Here is a 19,271-nt window from a genome sequence, read left to right on the forward strand (position 1 = left end):
GTTTGCTCTACCTTAACGTGTTAAGGCGTTAAATGGTAGAGACAAGCACCCTTTAATAATTGTATCTAAGACATTAACTTGAGATTAATGTTCCACTTCTATCCAGTCTTTTTCATCTACCCAGTTTTGGCTACCTTGTGCAACACTGCGGATCGGCACTAGGTAGTCACAGCTGATCTGTGGTTTCACCGATGCAAAAATTGGCACAAACCCAAAGCTTAGTGCGGTTTCGATAATGGCCTTTTGGTTTTGTGGGTCGATATCCGCGGCTTCATCGATGTAAATCGGGATACGATACATTGCTTGCTCTTGATCAGATAACAGATAGCGAATAAATAGCATGCCACATAAAAGCTTGATGGTGATCCGTGTACCGTTTGAGCCGGCCGAGTCAATTTTATCGAAGTGTTCAATGTCACCCGCGCGGTTGACCACTTCAAAGCGAATGTCAAAGAGGTCAGTTAACGTCAATCCCGCTTTATCACTTGCAAGTTTGATGATGTGATCTTTCGCCTCATTAACGGACTTTTCTGAGCTAGGCTGCTCGCTAAGTAAGTCTAAGCTTTCGCCTTTTTCGTATAAATCTGAAGTGCTGATAATGGTGTCTATGCTATCGATAAGCATTTTACGAGGGATCACATTAATCTTAAACGCTTGCAAGTTAGAGATACGATGCTGGCTTATGCCTTTGTTAAAGCTGTTCATCTCTCGGCGTAAGCGGTCTAAGTCTTGACGCAGTCCTTTAATGGTTGCGGCCACTTCAGTGAGCGCCACTCGTGCTTGTTTATCGACGGCATCTCGTTCGTTATCTAGGTTGTGATACGCGCTGATCAGCTTTTGATACTTAATAGTAACGTCTGACTCGTTTTCAAACTTAGTGATCCCAGCATTGTAGATATGCAAGTAGGTATTACGCACATTAACGTCTAAGTTTCTAAGCTCATTACAGTCTTTATTAAACTGGTGGGTCACTTCAGACAGGTTATCAAAATCAAGATTAATTTCGATTTCGTACGGTGCCAGTTTACCCGAGTATAGGTCTAGTGTGTGATCGATACGTTCTGACTTTACTTGTTTTAAGCGGTCGGCTTGGCGTACCAATAAGTCTTGCTTGCTTTTAATGATAGAGCGGCGATCTGAAATCGAACCGGCATTACGCTGAATATCATGTAAATATTCATCAACTTGCTCACGTTCCATCTCAAGCTGCTCTTTTAGTGCTTGCTGAGCATCGACGGATTGCAACATGGTTTGATATTGCTCAAAGCGTTTCATGGCCGCTTCGGTAGCCATTAGTTCATCATATAGAGCATCACGTTCTTTTTGTTTTTCAGCGACGTTTGCGGCGACTTCACGCTGCTGCTTTAAGTCGTTAAGCGACTGTTGTAGTGACTCCAGCTGTGCTTGCAGTTGGGCTTTGTTCTCACCGCTTTGCATTTGTACTGGACTCAGTTTTTTCAACTTAACGGTAGCACCAGGTACTTTAAGCTCACCACCTTGAACTGACTTAGATAGGGACTCCAAAAATGCGCCAAAGGCATCTTCGTCGGTGATATCAATTTCACCTTGAGAGGTGGTTGAAAACGATAACAAATCCGGATTCAAGATCCGTGAGATCTCTTCCACTTCTTTTAAAGAAAGATCTTCACGCATACGAGTAAACAGGTTGAACTCAAGGTTCTTGAGTTGCAGTTTTAAACTCTTAATCTGCTTTTGCGTTTCGTTGATGCGAAAATCAAGGGTATGGAGACTTTGCCCCTGTGCACTATTAATAGAGAAGGAAAGCTGCTCATATTCCTTTTTCAACAGAGTTAAATTGGTTTTAAGCGTTGCATGATTCGTTAGTTCAAATTCACGTTTTAACGCGTGGAAATCAGTAAACCATTGTTCTATTTGGGTTTGTTTACGCTCGATATCTCGAGACTGTTGGACGTACAGCTGCTGCTTAGACTCAAATTCGCGCTTTTCAGCTTCTATGTCTTCTAGCTGTGTTGCCAGCTCTGCAATTTGCTCGTTGTGATAGTTATCATATTCAACCAAAGCTAAATCGAGTTTCGGTGCGTAAGCCGCCAGTTTACCTTTTAATACCGCCTCATTTTCAAGCATTTTCTCAAGGGCTGAAATTGGCTCTTGCATTGACTCCAGCGCATTTAGTTCACGACGCGCACGGTTAACCTTATCAAAAGCGCGACGCCAGACTTCATAAAAATCGACTTTCGAGTTCGACATATGGCGTTCGAACACCTTGAGCATAAAGCGCTTTACGTCTTGTGCACCGAGTTTGTGCAGATTCAAAATACGACGGAATATTTCTTTATATACAGGCGCATCTTGGACATTATTCAGTGGGATCATCTTCAGGTTGATATCGCCATCAAATGGTGTGGCGCCACCTGTGAGCAGGGCATTAAGTTCTTGTGCTTTTAGCTCTACAGGCTTAAGTTGTTTTTCCTGTAAGTGATTAAATAGCTTGGTGTACTTGATGATACTTTTACCCTGGGTGTAATCATCAAGATTCAGTTTGCCTTGATAGCAAAAAAACTGATGCGCGTAACCGGCGATTTTACCCAGTCCCGCAACGCCAATGACCACATCGCCGTGGGGGAGGTTGGCTTCAAGCAAAATATAGGATTGATCAGAAGAGAAGTAGAACTTACGCGTTTCTTCTAAATCGTGGCCATCCCATTCAGTCAGTCTTAAATCGTTGATAAGTGGAAACTGTAGCGCGTTGATCACCGAGCTTTTACCGGTGTTATTCGGGGCGCAGATAGACGCACTTTTATCCAGAGGAATGACACACTTAGCGTATCCGGCGGTATTTAATAATGCGAGTTTACTTAGGCCGTACAACTGCTCGCTCATAGCTCGTCCTCAATATCATATTGTTCTTCGTTTACTTCCATTAGCGCGTCAATGTAGCGATAAATCGGTGCAAGTAGCATAAAGCCTTGCTCAACCTCACGGGCTAGACCCAGTCTCACCATACGTAAAAACACGTCTTTTCTGAGATCTGAGCCCGAAAAAATCTCCAACTGGTCAAAAAGATGCTTATTGAGCTGTACTATGGTTTGCATTCGCTCTAAATCGCAGCTTTCATCAAATAGTACGCGAAGCGGATCTTTACCTTGGTTGGCATAGTGCTCAATTAAAATATAAATGGTTAGGGCAATCGCACGGGAAATTTTCCCCATATTTGGCGTGCTTTCATCGCTTGCCAAATAATAAAAACCACGGGCATCGTGCTGTAAGTCATGGCCTAAAGCTGAAAATAGCGCTTGATAGCTATCAATTTGCTGATCTAACTCTTGCCAAAGGGTAGTGTCTTGCTCACTGATATGATACCCGCTCACCAGTTTTTTATTAATGGCTTGGAGTTCATTGAGCATGTCTAAGTTAATTGTCGTCATAATGCTAATCTTGTTTTGCTTTGGCACTAAATGGATATAAAGAGAAGGTATGCGATGCGATAGTGATCTTACTCTTTTGTTGCTCTTGGCTAAGTGCCAAGTCAGATTCGTTGATCAGTTTTTGATAAAGGAACAGCATTTCGTCTGCTTCAAGATCAGGGTAGCTATCGCTTAAAAAGCCCAATAGTGCCTGGCGCTTTTTACCGGTTTGTTGAAATCTCGTTTTTACCGAGTTGTAATCTGGAATGTTAGGGCTTTGATAAGCTGGCACATCGTCGTGATCGGGCAGCTGATATTCTTCATGCTCAAATTCAACGAGACTTGCCATATATGCGACCATGTGACGCTTTTGCCCAAGGTTAAAACGTTGAATGTCTGACACAAATTCTGGTTGAACTGGTGAGAGTAAACGGTCAACACCGCGCTTTCTAATTTGTCCAAGGACTTTAGAGGCTTGCCGCGTAATGAGTGTATTGCGGCGTAGCTCTTCACGTAACGGCATGAGGAGATCGGCACTGCGGCTTAAACTTTCTCTACCAATGAGGTGCATATCTAAAATGCGTGTTCTGAGCTGCTCCAGCATGCGTTTGTCTGCAGCACCACGGCCTAATTGTTCAATCTCGTCAATTTGCTCACTGACCTGAAGCTCTATCTGATCGAAGCAGCGTTGGAAAGGGCCATGAATATCAACCATTTCCAACATAGGTTCGATATATTCGTCAAAAGCTTCTAATACGGCTTTATATCTCATGCCAAGAGACAGCGTTGAGGTGTCAGACTTTGCTTGTTCAACCAAGTTCATGATAGCGCTTTCGTTATGCTCGAACAGCTTAACAATTTTACGAACGCGTTCGTCCATAATGCGGCTAAAGCGGCGTAGCTCAGAGTAGTCAGCCTCTTCACCGGCTTGTGCGATGCGATTACCTAATCTTTCTAAGTCTTTTACCAGCACCGTGATCTCTTCCGCTAAACCGAGGCTTTCTTCTTGTAAAAGAAAGCTGGCGAAGTCAGCGATTGCACGGTTGATTTCTAACTGTGAAGATTTAGCTAAAGGAATAATAATTTCTTGTTGGAGTAATCGATTGGTTTCTTTATATATCCGTTCACTCGACCAGCTAGAATTTTTCTGCTTTAGGATGTTTTGTACATCTTTTAGACTGAAATCTGCGAGCTTAAATCGTTTAAAAAGTAGCTCGAGTACGCTCCAGTGTTCATTTATCGTATTTAATAATTTTTTTGCTGGGATCATAACTTTCCAGTGTGTAGTAGAGAAGTTTCATCACCACTTCATCAAATTGTCACAAAATGTTTATTGTACGTGGCATGGGGCCTGCGATGGTGCTAGAATCCGCCCCGAAATCGAACCCACCCCTTGTTACATTTAATTACAGGTTGTTTGCGCATTATGGTCACGCCCATTATTCTAACCCTGATCGCCATCGCTTTTATACTCATCGTTATAGAAGATATTATTCACGTAAACAAGGCCAAAACAACGCTTTTTTTTGGTACTTTATGTTGGATTATCGCCTTTATCTCTCCAATTCATGGTCAAAGCCCAGAAATTGTACAAATTGAACTAGACCATAACATTTTGGAAATCGCGACGCTTTGGCTGTTTTTAATGGCTGCCATGACGTTTGTGGCCTACTTGAACTCAAAAGGGTTTATCCAAAATATTGTTCACCGGATCATGCCAACCCATATTAGCGAACGCAAGCTAATGTTTTTGGTCGGTGCTTTTGCATTCGTATTTTCGTCAATATCGGATAACATCACCGCGACGCTTATTTCATTAGCTGTAGTCATGTCTTTGAAATTAGACCCGAAAAAGCTAATTAGATATGCGACATTAATCATCTTCAGTGTTAACTCCGGTGGGGTATCATTGATCACCGGTGATGTAACCACCTTGATGATATTTTTGGCCGATAAAGTAACCATCCCTGATCTGCTTTTACTAATTGCCCCTTCTATTTTTAGCGTATTTATCTTAGCTGCGATGCTATCAATCGGCATGAATGATAAGATCATTTTTGAAAAGGCTGAATTACGCAGAATTGAAAAGACCGATATCACCATTGCGCTCATCTTCTTATCAACCATTTTTGCTACGTTATTCTTAAGCGTGCAATACCATGTACCGCCGATGCTGACTTTCTTATTTGGCTTGTCTTTGATGTTCTTAATGGCGCAATTCTTGATGCGCAAGAAAGACGTTAATAAGAAAATCATCGACTATATCCGTGAAATTGAATACGACACCTTGTTGTTCTTTGTGGGTGTGCTGTTATTAGTTGGCGCGTTGAAAGAGGTCGGTGTACTGTCTAAGTTTACCGATTTATATCTGCATCTTGCACCGGAATACGCAAACTACTTGGTCGGTTTAATGAGTGCGGCGGTAGATAACGTGCCTTTGACGGCTGCGCTATTAAAAGCAGATATTACGATGACTCCAGCGCAATGGCTAACCTTTACTTATGCGACTGGCGTTGGTGGCTCTATGCTCATCATTGGTTCTGCAGCGGGGATCATTGCAATGAGTAAGGTTAAAGCGTTAACCTTCTCAAGCTATCTTAAAATGAGTATCTACCTGCTTATCGCATATACCATTGGATATAGTGGCGCGTATTTCGCGGGTCAGCTTATTTAAGACCAATGGATTTAATTTTTTAGCGCTTTGGGATAAGTTTTTCATAAATAACTTGACACCTAGACGGCTAAAAGATAATTTTCTCACATCGCCCGCATTTATTGCGGGCTTTTATTTTGCTTTTATTCAGATTAACAAAGGCAAAATAAACAGAAGAGGCGCGATGCTTAGGTAGTTAGTGTGAGGTGACGAGACCAATGACCACTAGTGAGGGAAGTATTCGCCGAGGAGAAAAGTTGCTCGTCGCAACGATTCTTCGGTTTACGAGGCTGAATCCTCGGAACTGTCACCGTATTGGTGGAGAGCTTCTGGCAAAGGTCATTTCAAGCGTTCGTCTTTTTAGAAATCCCATGCCGAGTTCTCCTTATAAAATTTGACTGTGCCAACAGTCGAGAGGAGAGAAAATGAATTCGCAGTATGTTGTAGCCAAATTTGGCGGTACCAGTGTCGCTGACTTTGAGGCTATGTCTCGTTGTGCTCACATTGTTCGTGACAACCCAAATGTTCGAGTGGTCGTTGTGAGTGCGTGTGCTGGCGTAACCAATCACCTTGTAACGCTAACCCAACAAAAGGAAGATGAGGCCGGGCGCAAAGCGGTTGTTGCAGCGGTTGAAAACATACAGCAAGCGATTATCGACCAAGTGTCTTTGGATGCTGATCTTGCTGAGGGTTACAAGCAAACTTTCAGTGAATTTGAAAGCCTTGCGAGTTTACCTGCACTTAGCAGACAGCAATGCGATGAAATGTTGAGCTTTGGCGAACGTTTTTCTTCTTATTTGTTTACCCAAATACTACGTAATAACCAGGTTCAGGCGTCGCGCTTTGATGTGCGTAAAGTGCTTAAAACAGATAATCAATTTGGAAAAGCGAATCCAAATGTTGCAGCTACACGTGAAGCTGCGCAAACCAATTTGGTCGCGCTACTTGGCGACACAGTGCAGGTGACGCAAGGGTTTATTGGTAGTGACCAATACGGCCAGACGACTACGCTTGGTCGTGGCGGTTCTGACTATAGTGCAGCATTGTTAGCAGAGGCAATTGACGCGTCAAGTGTGCATATTTGGACCGATGTCGTTGGTATTTTCAGTACCGATCCGCGTTTGTGTGTAAAGGCTAGACCTATTCCTCGTTTGAGTTTTGATGAAGCGGCAGAAATGGCGACATTTGGTGCTAAGGTGTTACATCCCGCAACTATATTGCCAGCGAGTCGTAAAGGTATTTCAGTATTTGTTGGTTCAAGCCGTGATCCGCAAGCGGGTGGCACTTGGATTGAAAAAGAGAAAACGGCGCAAGCAGGCATTCGCGCAGTGACACAACGCAAAAACCAAATACTATTGACGTTAAAGAGCCCTGAAATGCTTCTTGCTAGCGGCTTTTTGGCTCGTATCTTCACCATTTTAAGCAATTACAATATATCGGTTGACTTGGTAACGACTTCGGAAATTAGTGTTGCGCTTACGCTGGATAATGCGCCGAATGCTTCTCGACCAGAGTTAGAACAAGCTTGTTTGGATGAACTTGGCGAGTTTTGTCATGTGTCCGTTGAAAATAATCTTACTTTGGTGGCCATGATAGGTTCTGAGATCCAGTTGAAGAAGTGCCAGCTCAATCTCATGGATGTGTTGTCAGAGTTTAATATTCGACTAATATGCCATGGTGCGAGCAAGCACAATCTGTGCTTTTTAGTTGAGCAGCAGGAGTCAGATCAGGTCGTGCAGTCAATTCATGCTAAATTACTAGAGGTTGCGTAAGTGAATTTATTGTTTTTTAGGAACTAATAAAAAAGTTGCATTATTGAGTAATGGATGGCACTTTGTTTATAACGGTTAGGGTCTGCTGACCTTCAAGTTTGTTTTTCCCTAGGAGTGCCATCATGAATTATAAAGACGTCTACGAATTCTGGTTTGTTGAATGCACTGAATCAGATTGGTGGAAGAAGTCTGCGGACTTTGATCGCATCATAAAAAATCGCTTCGGTATTTTGCACCAAATGGCGCACCAAGGTGAGCTTTCGAGCTGGAGAGCAACACCACTTGGCGCGCTGTGTGAAATCATTATCTTAGATCAGTTTTCACGCAATATATTCAGAGACACTCCAGAGGCGTTTGCCAGTGACGCATTGGCGCTAAGCCTCACCCAACACGCCATCGAAAAGGGCTACCACCGCCAGCTCAACGATACTGAATTGATGTTTTTATATCTACCTATGATGCATAGCGAAAGTCGCATCATCCATCGTGCCGCAGATCATTATTTTCGCGACCTGCCCAATTATGATTTTGAAGTCGCGCATAAAAAAATTATCGATAGATTTGGCCGTTATCCCCATCGAAATGAAATACTCAATCGCGATTCAACAGAAGAAGAAATGGACTTTCTAGAGACGCCCAACTCGAGTTTCTGAGGCACGGCTCGAACCTCTCGCATTTTTAGTGGAAGTACGTATAATCGGCCGTCTACAAAAATAATGATTGATTACAGACATGGCTCATACGCGCGATGGATTTCAAAGCCGACTTGGCTTTGTGTTAGCAGCAGCTGGTGCGGCTGTTGGACTTGGTAATATTTGGGGGTTTCCCACACAAGCCGCAAACCACGGTGGCGGTGCATTTTTACTGGTTTATTTTGCGGTAATTTTCTTACTCGCATTACCTGCACTTTACACAGAATTGTACTTAGGCCATCAGGCACAAGCAAACCCAGTTAAAGCACTTAAGACAGCCTGGCGTGAAGGTAATCCGAAAATAGGAGCCGCGGCGGGGTATATCGGCCTTGCTGGTGCTATCGTGATGCTTAGCTTTTACTCCATTGTGGCTGGGTGGATGCTGTCTCATGCACTTGATCCTCTTGCGCAAATGGCTGAACTAGATGCTGCTCATCAGTTTCTTAGCGGTGATTCGATGCTGAGAAACTTTATCTTTACGCCACTAATGTTAATTTTGACTGCGAGCATTATTCTTAAAGGCGTAAAATCAGGCATAGAAGCTTGGTCGCGCAGACTTATGCCGTTGTTACTGGTATTACTGCTTTGCCTTATTGGCTATATGGCGACATTAAACGGTGCAGCAGAAGGGTTTAGAACGTATTTAATTCCGGACTTTTCAAAAATTAGCGATCCTGACTTGATCATTGCGGCGATGGGGCAGGCATTCTTTTCGTTGTCGTTGGGTGTGGGCTGCATGATGATTTATGGCTCGTACTTAAAACCGAATGAAAATCTACCTAAGCTGACGTTTAGTGTTGCAATGCTAGACACCAGTGTCGCATTTTTGGCCGGTTTACTTATTATCCCTGCAATATTCGTTGCGCAGCAAAATGGTGTTCAAGTATTTCAAGACGGCAAATTAATCGGTGAAGGCCGGTTGATTTTTGCCATTTTACCCGAGCTATTTGCCAATATGGGTGAAATGGGATTATTAGTTAGCCTGACTTTCTTTGTGCTTATGTCTATTGCGTCGGTAACGTCTACCATTTCTTCAACAGAAATTCCGGTATCTTTCTTGGTTGAAAACCATGGCTTTCAACGTAAACAAGCGACTTGGTTGGTTACGTTAGTTATCTTATTAGCATCGAGCACGATTATTCTAAACTTTGATTGGTTGTTCGAATTGGTGATCAGTCTATTCACGCAATATCAGCTACCATTGATGGGGCTGTTCTACTTTATTACTGTTGGCTGGGTTTGGAAGCGCGGTAATCAGCTCCACTTAGAATCCCGTGGTGCACATTACTGGTTTGCTCAGTACGTTAGATTTGTTTGCCCAATCTTAATGACCGCGGTATTTATTAACGTAGCACTGGCAAAGTAGTGATCATTTATTCTCAAAAACGGGAAGCATTGGCTTCCCGTTTTGATTTTTATAACTAAGCTCAAAAATCTCGTGGGGAAACAAACTCCCCAGCTTGAATGCTTTCGTAAGTTCTTTGCGCCAATGAATCTAAGTTGGCTAAATCTTTGCCCATTGAAGCCAGTTGGTTTGTTACTGGAATAATATCAATATCTTCAACCCCAGAAAGCTGGGCCACTCGGGCAAAAGTATATGCGTGCTTATACTTTTCGTGTTTGTAGAAAATACTGACTAAAGATGAATAGATTTCTGGGTTAGGGGTATGACCTCTTTTATTCAGCTCTAATACGCGGTAGAGAATATCAACGGTTTTATCGTCATCTACTTTGGCATAAAACTCTGCGAGGAAAAGCTGAATTTCGGGATCGTTTTGGACCCTAGGGTCGTCTTGCATATTCAGTAGCTTGTTCATTGCTGTGCGATCACTGTTACGAGACCAATGATAATAGAGCAGGCCTGGGTGGTTACTGCCTTTTGTTTCATTGTAAATACGCGTCATTTCTTTTAGTGCGGTGAGATGACCTTCCACTCGTGAAGTGGTTTTTTCTTTTAACTTGATGTGCTCAATTTTGGCGGCGCGAGAAACACATTGGTTGTAGCTTTCTAAATTTTGCAACAAGTCATATTTGTTTTCGTCCGTTGGAGACTTGTATTCGTGGTAGCGCGCGTAAATTAGCGACGCACGTTCGTCTTTACAGTGACTGTCTTTATTTAAGTCTTCACAAAAACCAGGCGTTTCGCTACACACTTGGTTCAAGGTTAGGGTGTCGTCGCAACCAGCAAGTAGTAACGCTGCAAAGACTAGCGACTTTTTAAACGCCATAGTTTGACCTCAATGATTTTTTATAATTATAGGGGGTTACGCCCGAATAAACAGGGTAGAGCTAATAGTTTACTAGTTTAACGCAATGAATTGTTCGGTAACAGTGGAGAATCACGGCAGTTTAAATTAGAATAGCCGTGCCCATTCGGGCTATCCGTTCAAAGAAAATTGTTTATTAGGCAGAAAAAATGACCTTATCTCACGAGCAAGAATATCAAAACAGCTGGCAAGAGCGTCAAGATTATGCAGAAAGCATGCAACCCCTAATCGGTCGTCTATACCGTAACAAAGGCGTTGAAATCTCTGTATACGGTCGTCCTCTTGTGAGCGCAAGCACCATTGATGTTATCAAAGCACACAAAACAGTAGCACGCTTTGAAGAGCGTAAACTACGTCTTCGTGAAAGCTTTCCATTCTTAGAAGTGATCAGCAAAATGGAATTAGCACCAGGTCGTGTTGACCTTGGTAAGCTAGCTTATGCCTACATTTATAAAAATGCAGGTGAAGGCCGCTCAATCGAAGAGTTTTTAAATGCAGAACTTGCAGAATTACTAAACCAAGGTGCACGTCCAGAACCTCGTGACGTCGTTCTTTATGGTTTTGGTCGCATTGGCCGTTTATTAGCACGCCTACTTATCGAACGTGGCGGCTCTCACGCTGATTTACGCCTTCGTGCAATTGTTGTTCGCGGTGGCCGCGATGGTGATCTCGAGAAACGTGCAAGCTTATTGCGCCGTGACTCAATTCATGGTCCTTTCAATGGTTCAATCACAGTAGACCATGAAAAAGGTGCGATTAAAGCAAATGGTAACTACATTCAGATTATCTACGCAAACTCACCTGAAGAAGTGGATTACACAAAATACGGTATTGAAAACGCGCTTATCGTAGATAACACAGGTGTGTGGAAAGACGAAGATGGCTTAGGTAAGCACCTTAAGTCAATCGGTGCGTCTAAAGTGTTACTTACAGCGCCAGCTAAAGGTGACATCAAAAACATCGTTTATGGTGTTAACAACTCAGACATTCAGTCTGAAGACAAGATTGTGTCTGCAGCAAGCTGTACAACTAACGCAATCACACCGGTATTAAAAGCACTTAACGACAAGTTTGGTATTAAGAATGGTCACGTTGAAACGGTTCACTCTTACACCAATGACCAAAACTTGATCGACAACTACCACAAAGCTGAGCGTCGTGGTCGTAGTGCAGCATTGAACATGGTTATTACTTCAACCGGTGCTGCGAAAGCGGTTGCTAAAGCACTTCCAGAGCTTGCTGGTAAACTAACTGGTAACGCAATTCGTGTACCAACACCAAACGTATCAATGGCAATTCTTAACCTAAACCTAGGTAAAGAAACAACTGCTGAAGAGCTAAATGAATTCCTTCGTGAGTCTTCACTTTACTCTGAACTACGTGACCAGATTGACTACACTGCATCAACAGAAATCGTGTCTACTGACCTTGTGGGTAGCCGTTATGCAGGTGTGGTTGACTCAAAAGCAACCATCGTTGATGGCGACCGCGTAGTACTTTACGTATGGTACGATAACGAGTTTGGTTACAGCTGTCAGGTTGTACGTGTAATGCAAGACATGGCGGAAGTAAAATTCCCGAGCCTACCTCGCTAACACGAAATTTACGACAAAAAGCCAGCACCAGCTGGCTTTTTTAGTTTTTGAAACAAATTGGTTGTGGTAGGCTTGCAAAGATAGGTCAGCTACAATTAGCTAACAAAAAGTTACACCTTAACTTTGTGCAAAGGCAGGCACAGTATTACCTCTTTTTGAGGCTTAATATTGTTCTAGACTGAAGCAAAGTTGAGTATGGTAACAGTGTATTTACACAACAGTTTTTAACTTATTTAGGGAAACCTATGCGCATTACGAGTAATTTCGATAGTGGTAATATCAAGGTGGTAAAAGCAGAATCACCTGCGGATATTCAACTAGAAATCAATAAAGACAATGAGTCTGACTTTTTTCAATGGTTTCACTTTAGACTTGAGTCTACGCCTTTTTTAGAGCACAAAATTCATATCAACCAACTACTAAACTCAGCATACCCTGAAGGTTGGGATGACTATCATGCGGTTGCATCTTACGATCGTCAAACTTGGTTCCGTGTGCCAACCCGTTATGAGAATGGCACATTAACTATCGATTTTGAGCCTGAATGTGTTCATACCTACTTTGCTTATTTTGCTCCTTATAGTTATGAGCGCCATTTAGACTTAGTCTACTGGGCTCAAGCCCACGATGCGTGCGTTGTAGAGACGCTAGGTCAAACACTTGACGGCCGTGATATGAGCTTACTCACTATTGGTGAGCCGTCAGATGAGAAGAAAAAGATTTGGATCACGGCGCGCCAGCACCCGGGTGAAACGATGGCAGAGTGGTTTGTTGAAGGTCTACTTCACAAACTATTGGATGACGAAGACCCACATGCTGCTGCACTGTTATCGAAAGCGATATTTTATGTCGTGCCAAATATGAATCCGGACGGCAGCGTTCGTGGTCATCTTCGCACTAATGCAAAAGGCGTTAACCTTAACCGTGAATGGCAAACCCCGACACTTGAGAACTCACCTGAAGTTTATTATGTATTAAATAAAATGCATGAAACTGGGTTGGATATGTACCTAGATATTCATGGTGACGAAGCACTACCGTATAACTTCGTTGCGGGCAGTGAAGGTATTCCGAGTTATGATGAGCGCCTACAGCGTTTGGAAGAGTCTTTCAAGGCGGCACTGTTAACTATCACACCTGAGTTCCAAGATGAATTTGGTTACGATAAAGATGCACCGGGTGAAGCAAACCTTACTGTAGCATCATGTGCTGTTGGTGAAGCGTTCAAAGCGTTGGCTTATACCGTTGAAATGCCGTTTAAGGATAATGCAAATCTGCCGGATCCATACTTCGGTTGGTCAGACCGACGCTCATATCAGTTTGGTCAAGACACCTTAGCTGCAATCTTAAATGTGGTTGACGACTTAAGATAAGCTTAAAGACGGGTAATCACCATATTGATTACCCGCTTATTTTTGTGCGTTTAAAAGAACAACAAAATAATATTTAAAAATAATAAGGTAGAACACCTCAACAGGGTGTAATAACAACAATAAAGGGGAATATTCGTGGATGCGTTAGGCAGCTTATTAGATAGCTTGGATGGAATGTTAGGTGGTTCACCTTGGTTCCCGTATGTACTGTTAGGGGTAGGTTTGTTTTTTACAATCTACTTGAAATTTCCACAGATCCGATATTTCAAACATGCTTGTAAAGTCGTTACCGGAAAATATGATAAAAAGGGCCTAGAAGGGGATACCACACACTTCCAAGCACTCGCAACGGCACTCTCTGGCACAGTTGGTACTGGTAATATTGGTGGGGTGGCGCTGGCAATTTCAATCGGCGGGCCAGCAGCATTATTTTGGATGTGGATGACGGCCTTTTTTGGTATGACAACCAAATTTGTGGAAGTCACGCTATCGCATAAATACCGTGTACAAACAGATGATGGCACAATGGCTGGTGGTCCAATGTATTATATGGATCGCCGCTTAAACATGAAGTGGCTAGCGGTATTGTTTGCAATTGCTACTGTGATTAGCTCATTTGGTACAGGTAGTTTGCCGCAGATCAACAACATTGCTCAAGGTATGGAAGCGACCTTTGGTTTTGCACCGATGGCAACAGGTGCGGTGCTTTCTATTCTACTTGCTTTGGTTATTCTTGGTGGTATCAAGCGTATTGCTGCCATCACTTCTCGCGTTGTGCCATTAATGGCTGCGATTTATATTCTTGGCTCTTTTGCCGTTATTTTCTACAACATTGAGAATATCGTTCCTTCTTTCCTTTCTGTATTTACAGATGCTTTCACGGGATCTGCGGCAGCGGGTGGTTTCTTAGGGGCTTCTTTTGCGTATGCATTTAACCGTGGGGTTAACCGAGGTCTGTTTTCCAACGAAGCGGGTCAAGGTTCAGCGCCAATCGCGCACGCCTCGGCAAAAGCCGATGAGCCAGTGTCTGAAGGTATGGTTTCCATTCTTGAACCGTTTATTGACACAATTATTATCTGTACCTTGACGGGATTGGTTATTTTGTCATCGGGTGTGTGGACCGAAAAGTTCGAAACTCATTTTGAGCGCTCGTCTATGGTTATCTTAGACGGTAAATATGACGAATCGAATCAACAAGACCGAGATGCATTGTACGCCTACTTGAATGGTAAAAAAGAGCATACTGTCAAACCTTTCAATGGTGAGATTGAAGTCGTACAGGGTAAGGCGGTAACAGAAAACTTTACCGTGATCCACTCGCGTTCTATTGGTGAGCAAGTACGTTTTGGTATTACAGAGCGTCACAAGTACACAGGTACCGTCGAAGTGAAAGACGGCTTGCCAACAGACAATAGCATCAGCGTGATTGGTTACTCTTTAGTGCATTCGGCAGAGCTGACAACCAAAGCATTTACCCGAGGTTATTTGGGCGAAAATGGTAAATACATCGTTTCGATTGGCTTGTTGTTATTCGCGTTTTCTACGGCAATTGCGTGGTCATACTATGGCGACCGCGCGATGATTTATCTTCTGGGTAGCCGCTCGGTCATGCCATATCGCGTATTCTATGTTGCAGGTTTCTTCTGGGCGTCGTTTGCTGATACGACACTAGTGTGGAAGTTGGCTGCAGTGGCCATTGTAGTGATGACCTTACCTAACTTATTTGGTATTTTACTACTCAGAAAAGAAATGAAATCTTCAGTTAAAGAATACTGGGAAGATTTCAACAAAGAACACAAACAGTGAGTGAATTTTAATTAAAATTATCTTGTCATTTAAGGACAAGAGTTTGCAAAGGTAGTAGAATAGGGCGCCTCACAGGTGCCCTTTTTTGTATTATGGAGAAGTAACACGATGGCAATAGCACAGTGCCCAAGCTGCGGTAAATCTATTTCCTCCAAACATAAGTCCTGCCCGCATTGTGAAACCAATTTAGCAGACTTTTCTCAAGAAGACAGAGAGAGAGCGGCCTCTAGAAACCGTGTAAAACGTCAGCAATCAGTAATGAATTACTCGTTTATTGCACTGATCTTAGTGCTAGGCGGATTCTTATATATCTATTGGCAGCAGCCTGAACCTAACTCGTTTGAAATGATCGCAAGCAAAAGCGCTATAGGCATAGGTGCGGTTTGGTACTTAATTAATCGAGTCATCCTCGTTATTTTGAAAAAGAAAAAGTAGTAATGAATGTAGATAGCTTAGTTCAAAATATTACCCCTGAAGTATTCGAGCGTTTGCAATACGGCGCGTCAACTGGAAAGTGGCCTGATGGTACGTCGCTAAGTGATGCGCAAAAAGAGCAAACCGTGCAGTTGGTCATGCTATATCAAGCAAAAGTAGCCAAGTCCAATGAGCAGTTCACCATCAACGAAAAAGGTGAAATGGTGCAAAAATCCAAACGCGAATTACAACAAGAATTCAAAGCCGACAACGAAATAGCTAGGTTCAGTGAAAATGATCTTTAAACACCTTTTTACACCGAAATGGAAACACCCTAAGGTTGACGTTCGCTCACAAGCAGTGGACAAGTTAGACTTAAGCAAAGACGCAACTTTACTACATACGCTAGCACTTGAGGACGAGTCTGCACAGATCAGAAAAAAGGTACTTACTAAGGTAAATGACCTTGGTCTTTGGTGGAAAGTTTATAAGCAAGATAGTGAGCTAAAAGAGCTTGCTGAGCAGAAAATTTCGAGTGCGGTTATTAATCAAGACACCGCACTGCAGAGCAACATTCGTGATGAATACATTGAACGCTATGCACCAGCTAAAACGCTTGAGAAAGTCGCGTTAATTGAAACCGATTTAACGAACAAAGTTAAACTGCTTAAGCGCCTTGCGAACGCCACGTTAATCGAAAAATCCTTCAAAGAAGGTGATGAAGCACTTCAGATCGCTATGTTGGAACTGATTGCACAGCATTCACTTGAAAAGAGTGTCCTAAAAGCAGCCAAAGGTGAAGCGCTGACTTCTCTTACTGGATCACTGGAGCAGCAGCGATTAGCAAAAGAAATGCCTACTCAAGTTGCTGAGCAAACGCGGGTTGTACTTGCCAAGTTAAACGCGCTAAGAGATAAGCAAAGCTATGAAATTGTGAACGCGCAAGCACAACAGTTATTTGCACAGTGGCAAAGCATTGAGCTTAAGTGGTTAGATGCTGAAACGGTAACTGCACTAGATGAAAAGTATCAACAAGTAGCAGATAAATTAAACCGTCATCTCAATGAGTTACAAGTTAAACATCAAGCGCAGCAAGCTGAGTTAATGCAAAAGCAAAATGAAGCCCTAGAGGTTGCTGAATTAACTGCTGAACTTGAAGCCATTGAAAAATCGGTCGAAATTGCATGTAAAACACTAGACTTAGCCTCGCACGATGTACTGGTTAAGCGTAGTGAAGTATTAAAAGGCAAAGTGTCTGCACCTCAATATGTCACCGTTGAAGCGCTTGGCGAGTTCACCCGAAAACTGCAAAATATTGAGCGTGATCTTGCCGATTTGCCCGCACTTATTGCTGCAAGTGAAACCTTCAATAATGCCTTAGCAGAGTTGAAAGCAGTTGAAGTACCAACTTCATTAGAATCGCTTGATACCCAAGTGCAAGCACAAAAAGACCGCTATGTTGCAGCGCGTAAAGCACTAGATTCACTGCCTAAGGTATTGCATAGATCAGCAAAAGCTGAGCTATCAGATGCAAGCCAAGTGTTTATGACAGCTATCGAGCCGCTGAAAAATGAGCAAGAAAAAGTACTCAAAATCGCGAAGAAGAAAGCACGCGATGTGCAACGATTAATTGATCAGGGCCGATTTAACGTGGCATTTGGCGTTTTTAATGGCTTTATCGAGCAGTTTGAGTTGCTAACGCCAAGCTACAAAAAGCAGCTCGAAAACCAGCATGAAAGCTTGTCTCAAGCATTAAAAGATCTTAAAGATTGGCAAAAGTATGCTGCTACACCTAAACGTGAAGAATTGCTTGCGGAGCTTGATAACAAACTCGCTGAGGAGGCGGTTGACCCAGTTAAGCGTGCTGAGGAAGTAAAATTACTTAGAGTACGTTGGAACGAGCTTGGTCATGTTGAAACGGAACAGGAAAAGGGACAAGCCGCTCAATTTGATGAAAAAATTGAATTATTGTTTGTACCGTGTCGCACTTACTTTGCGGAGCAAGAAGTACAGCGTGAGCAGGCAAAAATTGCACGTGAAGCGCTGATCGAGGAAGTGAAAGCGCTGCTTGGTACTTTGGATAACGAAGGTATTGATTGGCGAGAAGTTGAAGCACAATTTAATCGCCTAGCCAAAGCATGGAAAAATGCTGGCAATGTGGATGCCAAAGTCTATCAAAAGCTGAATTCGATTTACCGTGAGCACCATCAAGCGGTTTACGAGAAACTTAAAGCCTTCCATCAAGCCAATGCCGTTGAAAAGACCAAGCTAGTTGAAACTGCACAGCAGCAGCTAGAGGCTGAAGATTTGGCAGCAGCTTGTGACTTACTGAAATCATTGCAAAAACAGTGGCAGCAAATTGGTTTTGCTGGTGCCAAACAAGAGCATACTCTGTGGAAAGCATTTCGTGCCCATAATGATGCCGTGTTTGAAAAGCGCAGCGCACAATATGCAGAGCAAAAAGCACAGGAGAAGTCGCAGGAAGCCGAGCAGCGTCAGTTGTTAGCAGAGTTCGACAACAAGGTCATAGAAGCGGTAACTCAAAATGAACTGGTTGCTATTCGTAACGAACTCAATACGTTTATTGTAGTGCCAGGACTGAAGCAAGAAAAGAATCGTTTATTGTCTCAAGTGAAGTCGAAATTAGATGATCTATTTTCTTCACAGCGTCGTGAAAAGTTCAATGAACTGGTGGAAGCAGTAGACACTGACGGTGATATTCCTAGCTCTTGGCAAGGCAATAATAAAACCTCGCTAAACGCTGCTCAGTTGCTATTGAGGCTTGAGATTTTAACGAATCAGTCATCACCGGAAGCGTTGCAAAGCGAAAGAATGTCTGAGCAAGTCGCGATGCTGGATGCAAAACTGCAAGGTGAAGAAAGCAGCCTTGAGACTTACCTTATCAGTTATCTAGCTGAGGCTGAAAAAGCCGATATAGTGACTTCAAAGGGGAGATTATTGGCGGTCTTAAACGCTTAACTTCCTATACAGCCAACTTAAACCGTGCGGTTTGAGTTGGCCTCTTTCCGAATCAAGACCTTCCATTATTTTTCTCCTTGTTATCGCTACTTTGTTGATTATATATTTGGATTGCGTTGATTTCGGCCTGATACAAGCTCAATCACTTTCAAACCCACCTAAATCTTAAGTTCATCAGACATGATTAACTTGCTTGATATCAGCTTTAGTAATGAGCACGAAAAATTTAGTTAAGAAAAGCTATTTTATAGATCTATCTATAACAACTTGTGATACTGTTAATTTTAGTAAGATATTGATAATAAGTGAAAGGCAAGCTTCTACACCCCTAGAT

Annotated in this window: 14 protein-coding genes and 1 riboswitch; of the genes, 10 read left to right on the forward strand and 4 right to left on the reverse strand. The window is 42.8% G+C overall.

Going from position 1 to position 19,271, the window contains the following annotated elements:
- Positions 1-84: 84 nt before the first annotated feature.
- The 3 genes from QSH61_RS07990 to QSH61_RS08000 are packed head-to-tail and all read right to left on the reverse strand — an operon-like array spanning position 85 to position 4,656.
- The gene (locus QSH61_RS07990) at positions 85-2,862 is read right to left on the reverse strand and encodes an Mks condensin complex protein MksF (protein ID WP_174169034.1); all 2,778 of its coding nucleotides are present in this window, start codon (positions 2,860-2,862) and stop codon (positions 85-87) included.
- On the reverse strand, positions 2,859-3,407 hold the full coding sequence (locus tag QSH61_RS07995; RefSeq protein ID WP_206472740.1) for a condensin complex protein MksE: 549 nt from the start codon (positions 3,405-3,407) through the stop codon (positions 2,859-2,861). Before QSH61_RS07995 ends, QSH61_RS07990 begins: the two co-directional genes overlap by 4 nt.
- Positions 3,408-3,411: 4 nt before the next feature.
- On the reverse strand, positions 3,412-4,656 hold the full coding sequence (locus QSH61_RS08000; protein ID WP_206472742.1) for an MksB family condensin complex protein: 1,245 nt from the start codon (positions 4,654-4,656) through the stop codon (positions 3,412-3,414).
- A 156-nt stretch (positions 4,657-4,812) separates the two neighbouring features.
- Between QSH61_RS08000 and nhaD the strand changes: the two genes are divergently transcribed.
- The 4 genes from nhaD (at position 4,813) to QSH61_RS08020 (ending at position 9,869) form a co-directional block, all read left to right on the forward strand.
- The gene (gene nhaD, locus QSH61_RS08005; protein WP_174169031.1) at positions 4,813-6,060 is read left to right on the forward strand and encodes a sodium:proton antiporter NhaD; all 1,248 of its coding nucleotides are present in this window, start codon (positions 4,813-4,815) and stop codon (positions 6,058-6,060) included.
- A gap of 145 nt (positions 6,061-6,205) precedes the next feature.
- Positions 6,206-6,376: riboswitch (Lysine riboswitch) on the forward strand.
- A gap of 88 nt (positions 6,377-6,464) precedes the next feature.
- A complete protein-coding gene (lysC, locus tag QSH61_RS08010) occupies positions 6,465-7,811 on the forward strand; it encodes a lysine-sensitive aspartokinase 3 (RefSeq protein ID WP_206472743.1) in 1,347 nt (448 codons plus the stop codon).
- A 122-nt stretch (positions 7,812-7,933) separates the two neighbouring features.
- Positions 7,934-8,464, forward strand: coding sequence for a DUF924 family protein (locus QSH61_RS08015; RefSeq protein WP_206472745.1), 531 nt, complete (start codon positions 7,934-7,936; stop codon positions 8,462-8,464).
- A gap of 79 nt (positions 8,465-8,543) precedes the next feature.
- Positions 8,544-9,869: a sodium-dependent transporter gene (locus QSH61_RS08020; protein ID WP_206472747.1), complete on the forward strand. Its 1,326-nt coding sequence runs from the start codon at positions 8,544-8,546 to the stop codon at positions 9,867-9,869.
- Between the two features lie 61 nt (positions 9,870-9,930).
- Here QSH61_RS08020 and QSH61_RS08025 read toward each other — a convergent pair whose 3' ends face one another.
- Positions 9,931-10,731, reverse strand: a complete 801-nt coding sequence (locus QSH61_RS08025) for a DUF2989 domain-containing protein (RefSeq protein WP_206472749.1) — start codon at positions 10,729-10,731, stop codon at positions 9,931-9,933.
- A gap of 188 nt (positions 10,732-10,919) precedes the next feature.
- On the opposite strand from QSH61_RS08025, the gene QSH61_RS08030 reads away from it, so the two are divergent.
- From QSH61_RS08030 to QSH61_RS08055, 6 genes are all read left to right on the forward strand, one after another.
- A complete protein-coding gene (locus QSH61_RS08030; protein ID WP_010604517.1) occupies positions 10,920-12,365 on the forward strand; it encodes a glyceraldehyde-3-phosphate dehydrogenase in 1,446 nt (481 codons plus the stop codon).
- Between the two features lie 245 nt (positions 12,366-12,610).
- Positions 12,611-13,738, forward strand: a complete 1,128-nt coding sequence (locus tag QSH61_RS08035) for a M14 family metallopeptidase (RefSeq protein ID WP_174169028.1) — start codon at positions 12,611-12,613, stop codon at positions 13,736-13,738.
- A 135-nt stretch (positions 13,739-13,873) separates the two neighbouring features.
- The gene (locus QSH61_RS08040; RefSeq protein WP_174169027.1) at positions 13,874-15,544 is read left to right on the forward strand and encodes an alanine/glycine:cation symporter family protein; all 1,671 of its coding nucleotides are present in this window, start codon (positions 13,874-13,876) and stop codon (positions 15,542-15,544) included.
- A gap of 108 nt (positions 15,545-15,652) precedes the next feature.
- Complete coding sequence (locus tag QSH61_RS08045; protein ID WP_010604520.1) at positions 15,653-15,979, forward strand: hypothetical protein; 327 nt, start codon at positions 15,653-15,655, stop codon at positions 15,977-15,979.
- Between the two features lie 2 nt (positions 15,980-15,981).
- Positions 15,982-16,263, forward strand: a complete 282-nt coding sequence (locus QSH61_RS08050; RefSeq protein WP_010604521.1) for a YeaC family protein — start codon at positions 15,982-15,984, stop codon at positions 16,261-16,263.
- Positions 16,253-18,937 carry a DUF349 domain-containing protein gene (locus QSH61_RS08055; protein WP_206472751.1) on the forward strand — a complete coding sequence of 895 codons (2,685 nt, stop codon included), beginning with the start codon at positions 16,253-16,255 and terminating at the stop codon, positions 18,935-18,937. Before QSH61_RS08050 ends, QSH61_RS08055 begins: the two co-directional genes overlap by 11 nt.
- The last annotated feature ends 334 nt before the right edge of the window (positions 18,938-19,271 follow it).

It is taken from the genome of Pseudoalteromonas sp. JC3 (genome assembly GCF_030291895.1).
In the GTDB taxonomy this organism is placed as follows: Bacteria; Pseudomonadota; Gammaproteobacteria; order Enterobacterales; family Alteromonadaceae; genus Pseudoalteromonas.

Bases quoted from the DNA above. Each gene is read 5' to 3' on its own strand.
- QSH61_RS08035 (WP_174169028.1), top strand. From the start codon at position 12,611: ATGCGCATTACGAGTAATTTCGATAGTGGTAATATCAAGGTGGTAAAA.
- QSH61_RS08020 (WP_206472747.1), top strand. From the start codon at position 8,544: ATGGCTCATACGCGCGATGGATTTCAAAGCCGACTTGGCTTTGTGTTA.
- QSH61_RS07990 (WP_174169034.1), bottom strand. From the start codon at position 2,862: ATGAGCGAGCAGTTGTACGGCCTAAGTAAACTCGCATTATTAAATACC.
- QSH61_RS08055 (WP_206472751.1), top strand. From the start codon at position 16,253: ATGATCTTTAAACACCTTTTTACACCGAAATGGAAACACCCTAAGGTT.
- nhaD (WP_174169031.1), top strand. From the start codon at position 4,813: ATGGTCACGCCCATTATTCTAACCCTGATCGCCATCGCTTTTATACTC.
- QSH61_RS08045 (WP_010604520.1), top strand. From the start codon at position 15,653: ATGGCAATAGCACAGTGCCCAAGCTGCGGTAAATCTATTTCCTCCAAA.
- QSH61_RS07995 (WP_206472740.1), bottom strand. From the start codon at position 3,407: ATGACGACAATTAACTTAGACATGCTCAATGAACTCCAAGCCATTAAT.
- QSH61_RS08050 (WP_010604521.1), top strand. From the start codon at position 15,982: ATGAATGTAGATAGCTTAGTTCAAAATATTACCCCTGAAGTATTCGAG.
- QSH61_RS08015 (WP_206472745.1), top strand. From the start codon at position 7,934: ATGAATTATAAAGACGTCTACGAATTCTGGTTTGTTGAATGCACTGAA.
- QSH61_RS08000 (WP_206472742.1), bottom strand. From the start codon at position 4,656: ATGATCCCAGCAAAAAAATTATTAAATACGATAAATGAACACTGGAGC.
- QSH61_RS08030 (WP_010604517.1), top strand. From the start codon at position 10,920: ATGACCTTATCTCACGAGCAAGAATATCAAAACAGCTGGCAAGAGCGT.
- lysC (WP_206472743.1), top strand. From the start codon at position 6,465: ATGAATTCGCAGTATGTTGTAGCCAAATTTGGCGGTACCAGTGTCGCT.
- QSH61_RS08025 (WP_206472749.1), bottom strand. From the start codon at position 10,731: ATGGCGTTTAAAAAGTCGCTAGTCTTTGCAGCGTTACTACTTGCTGGT.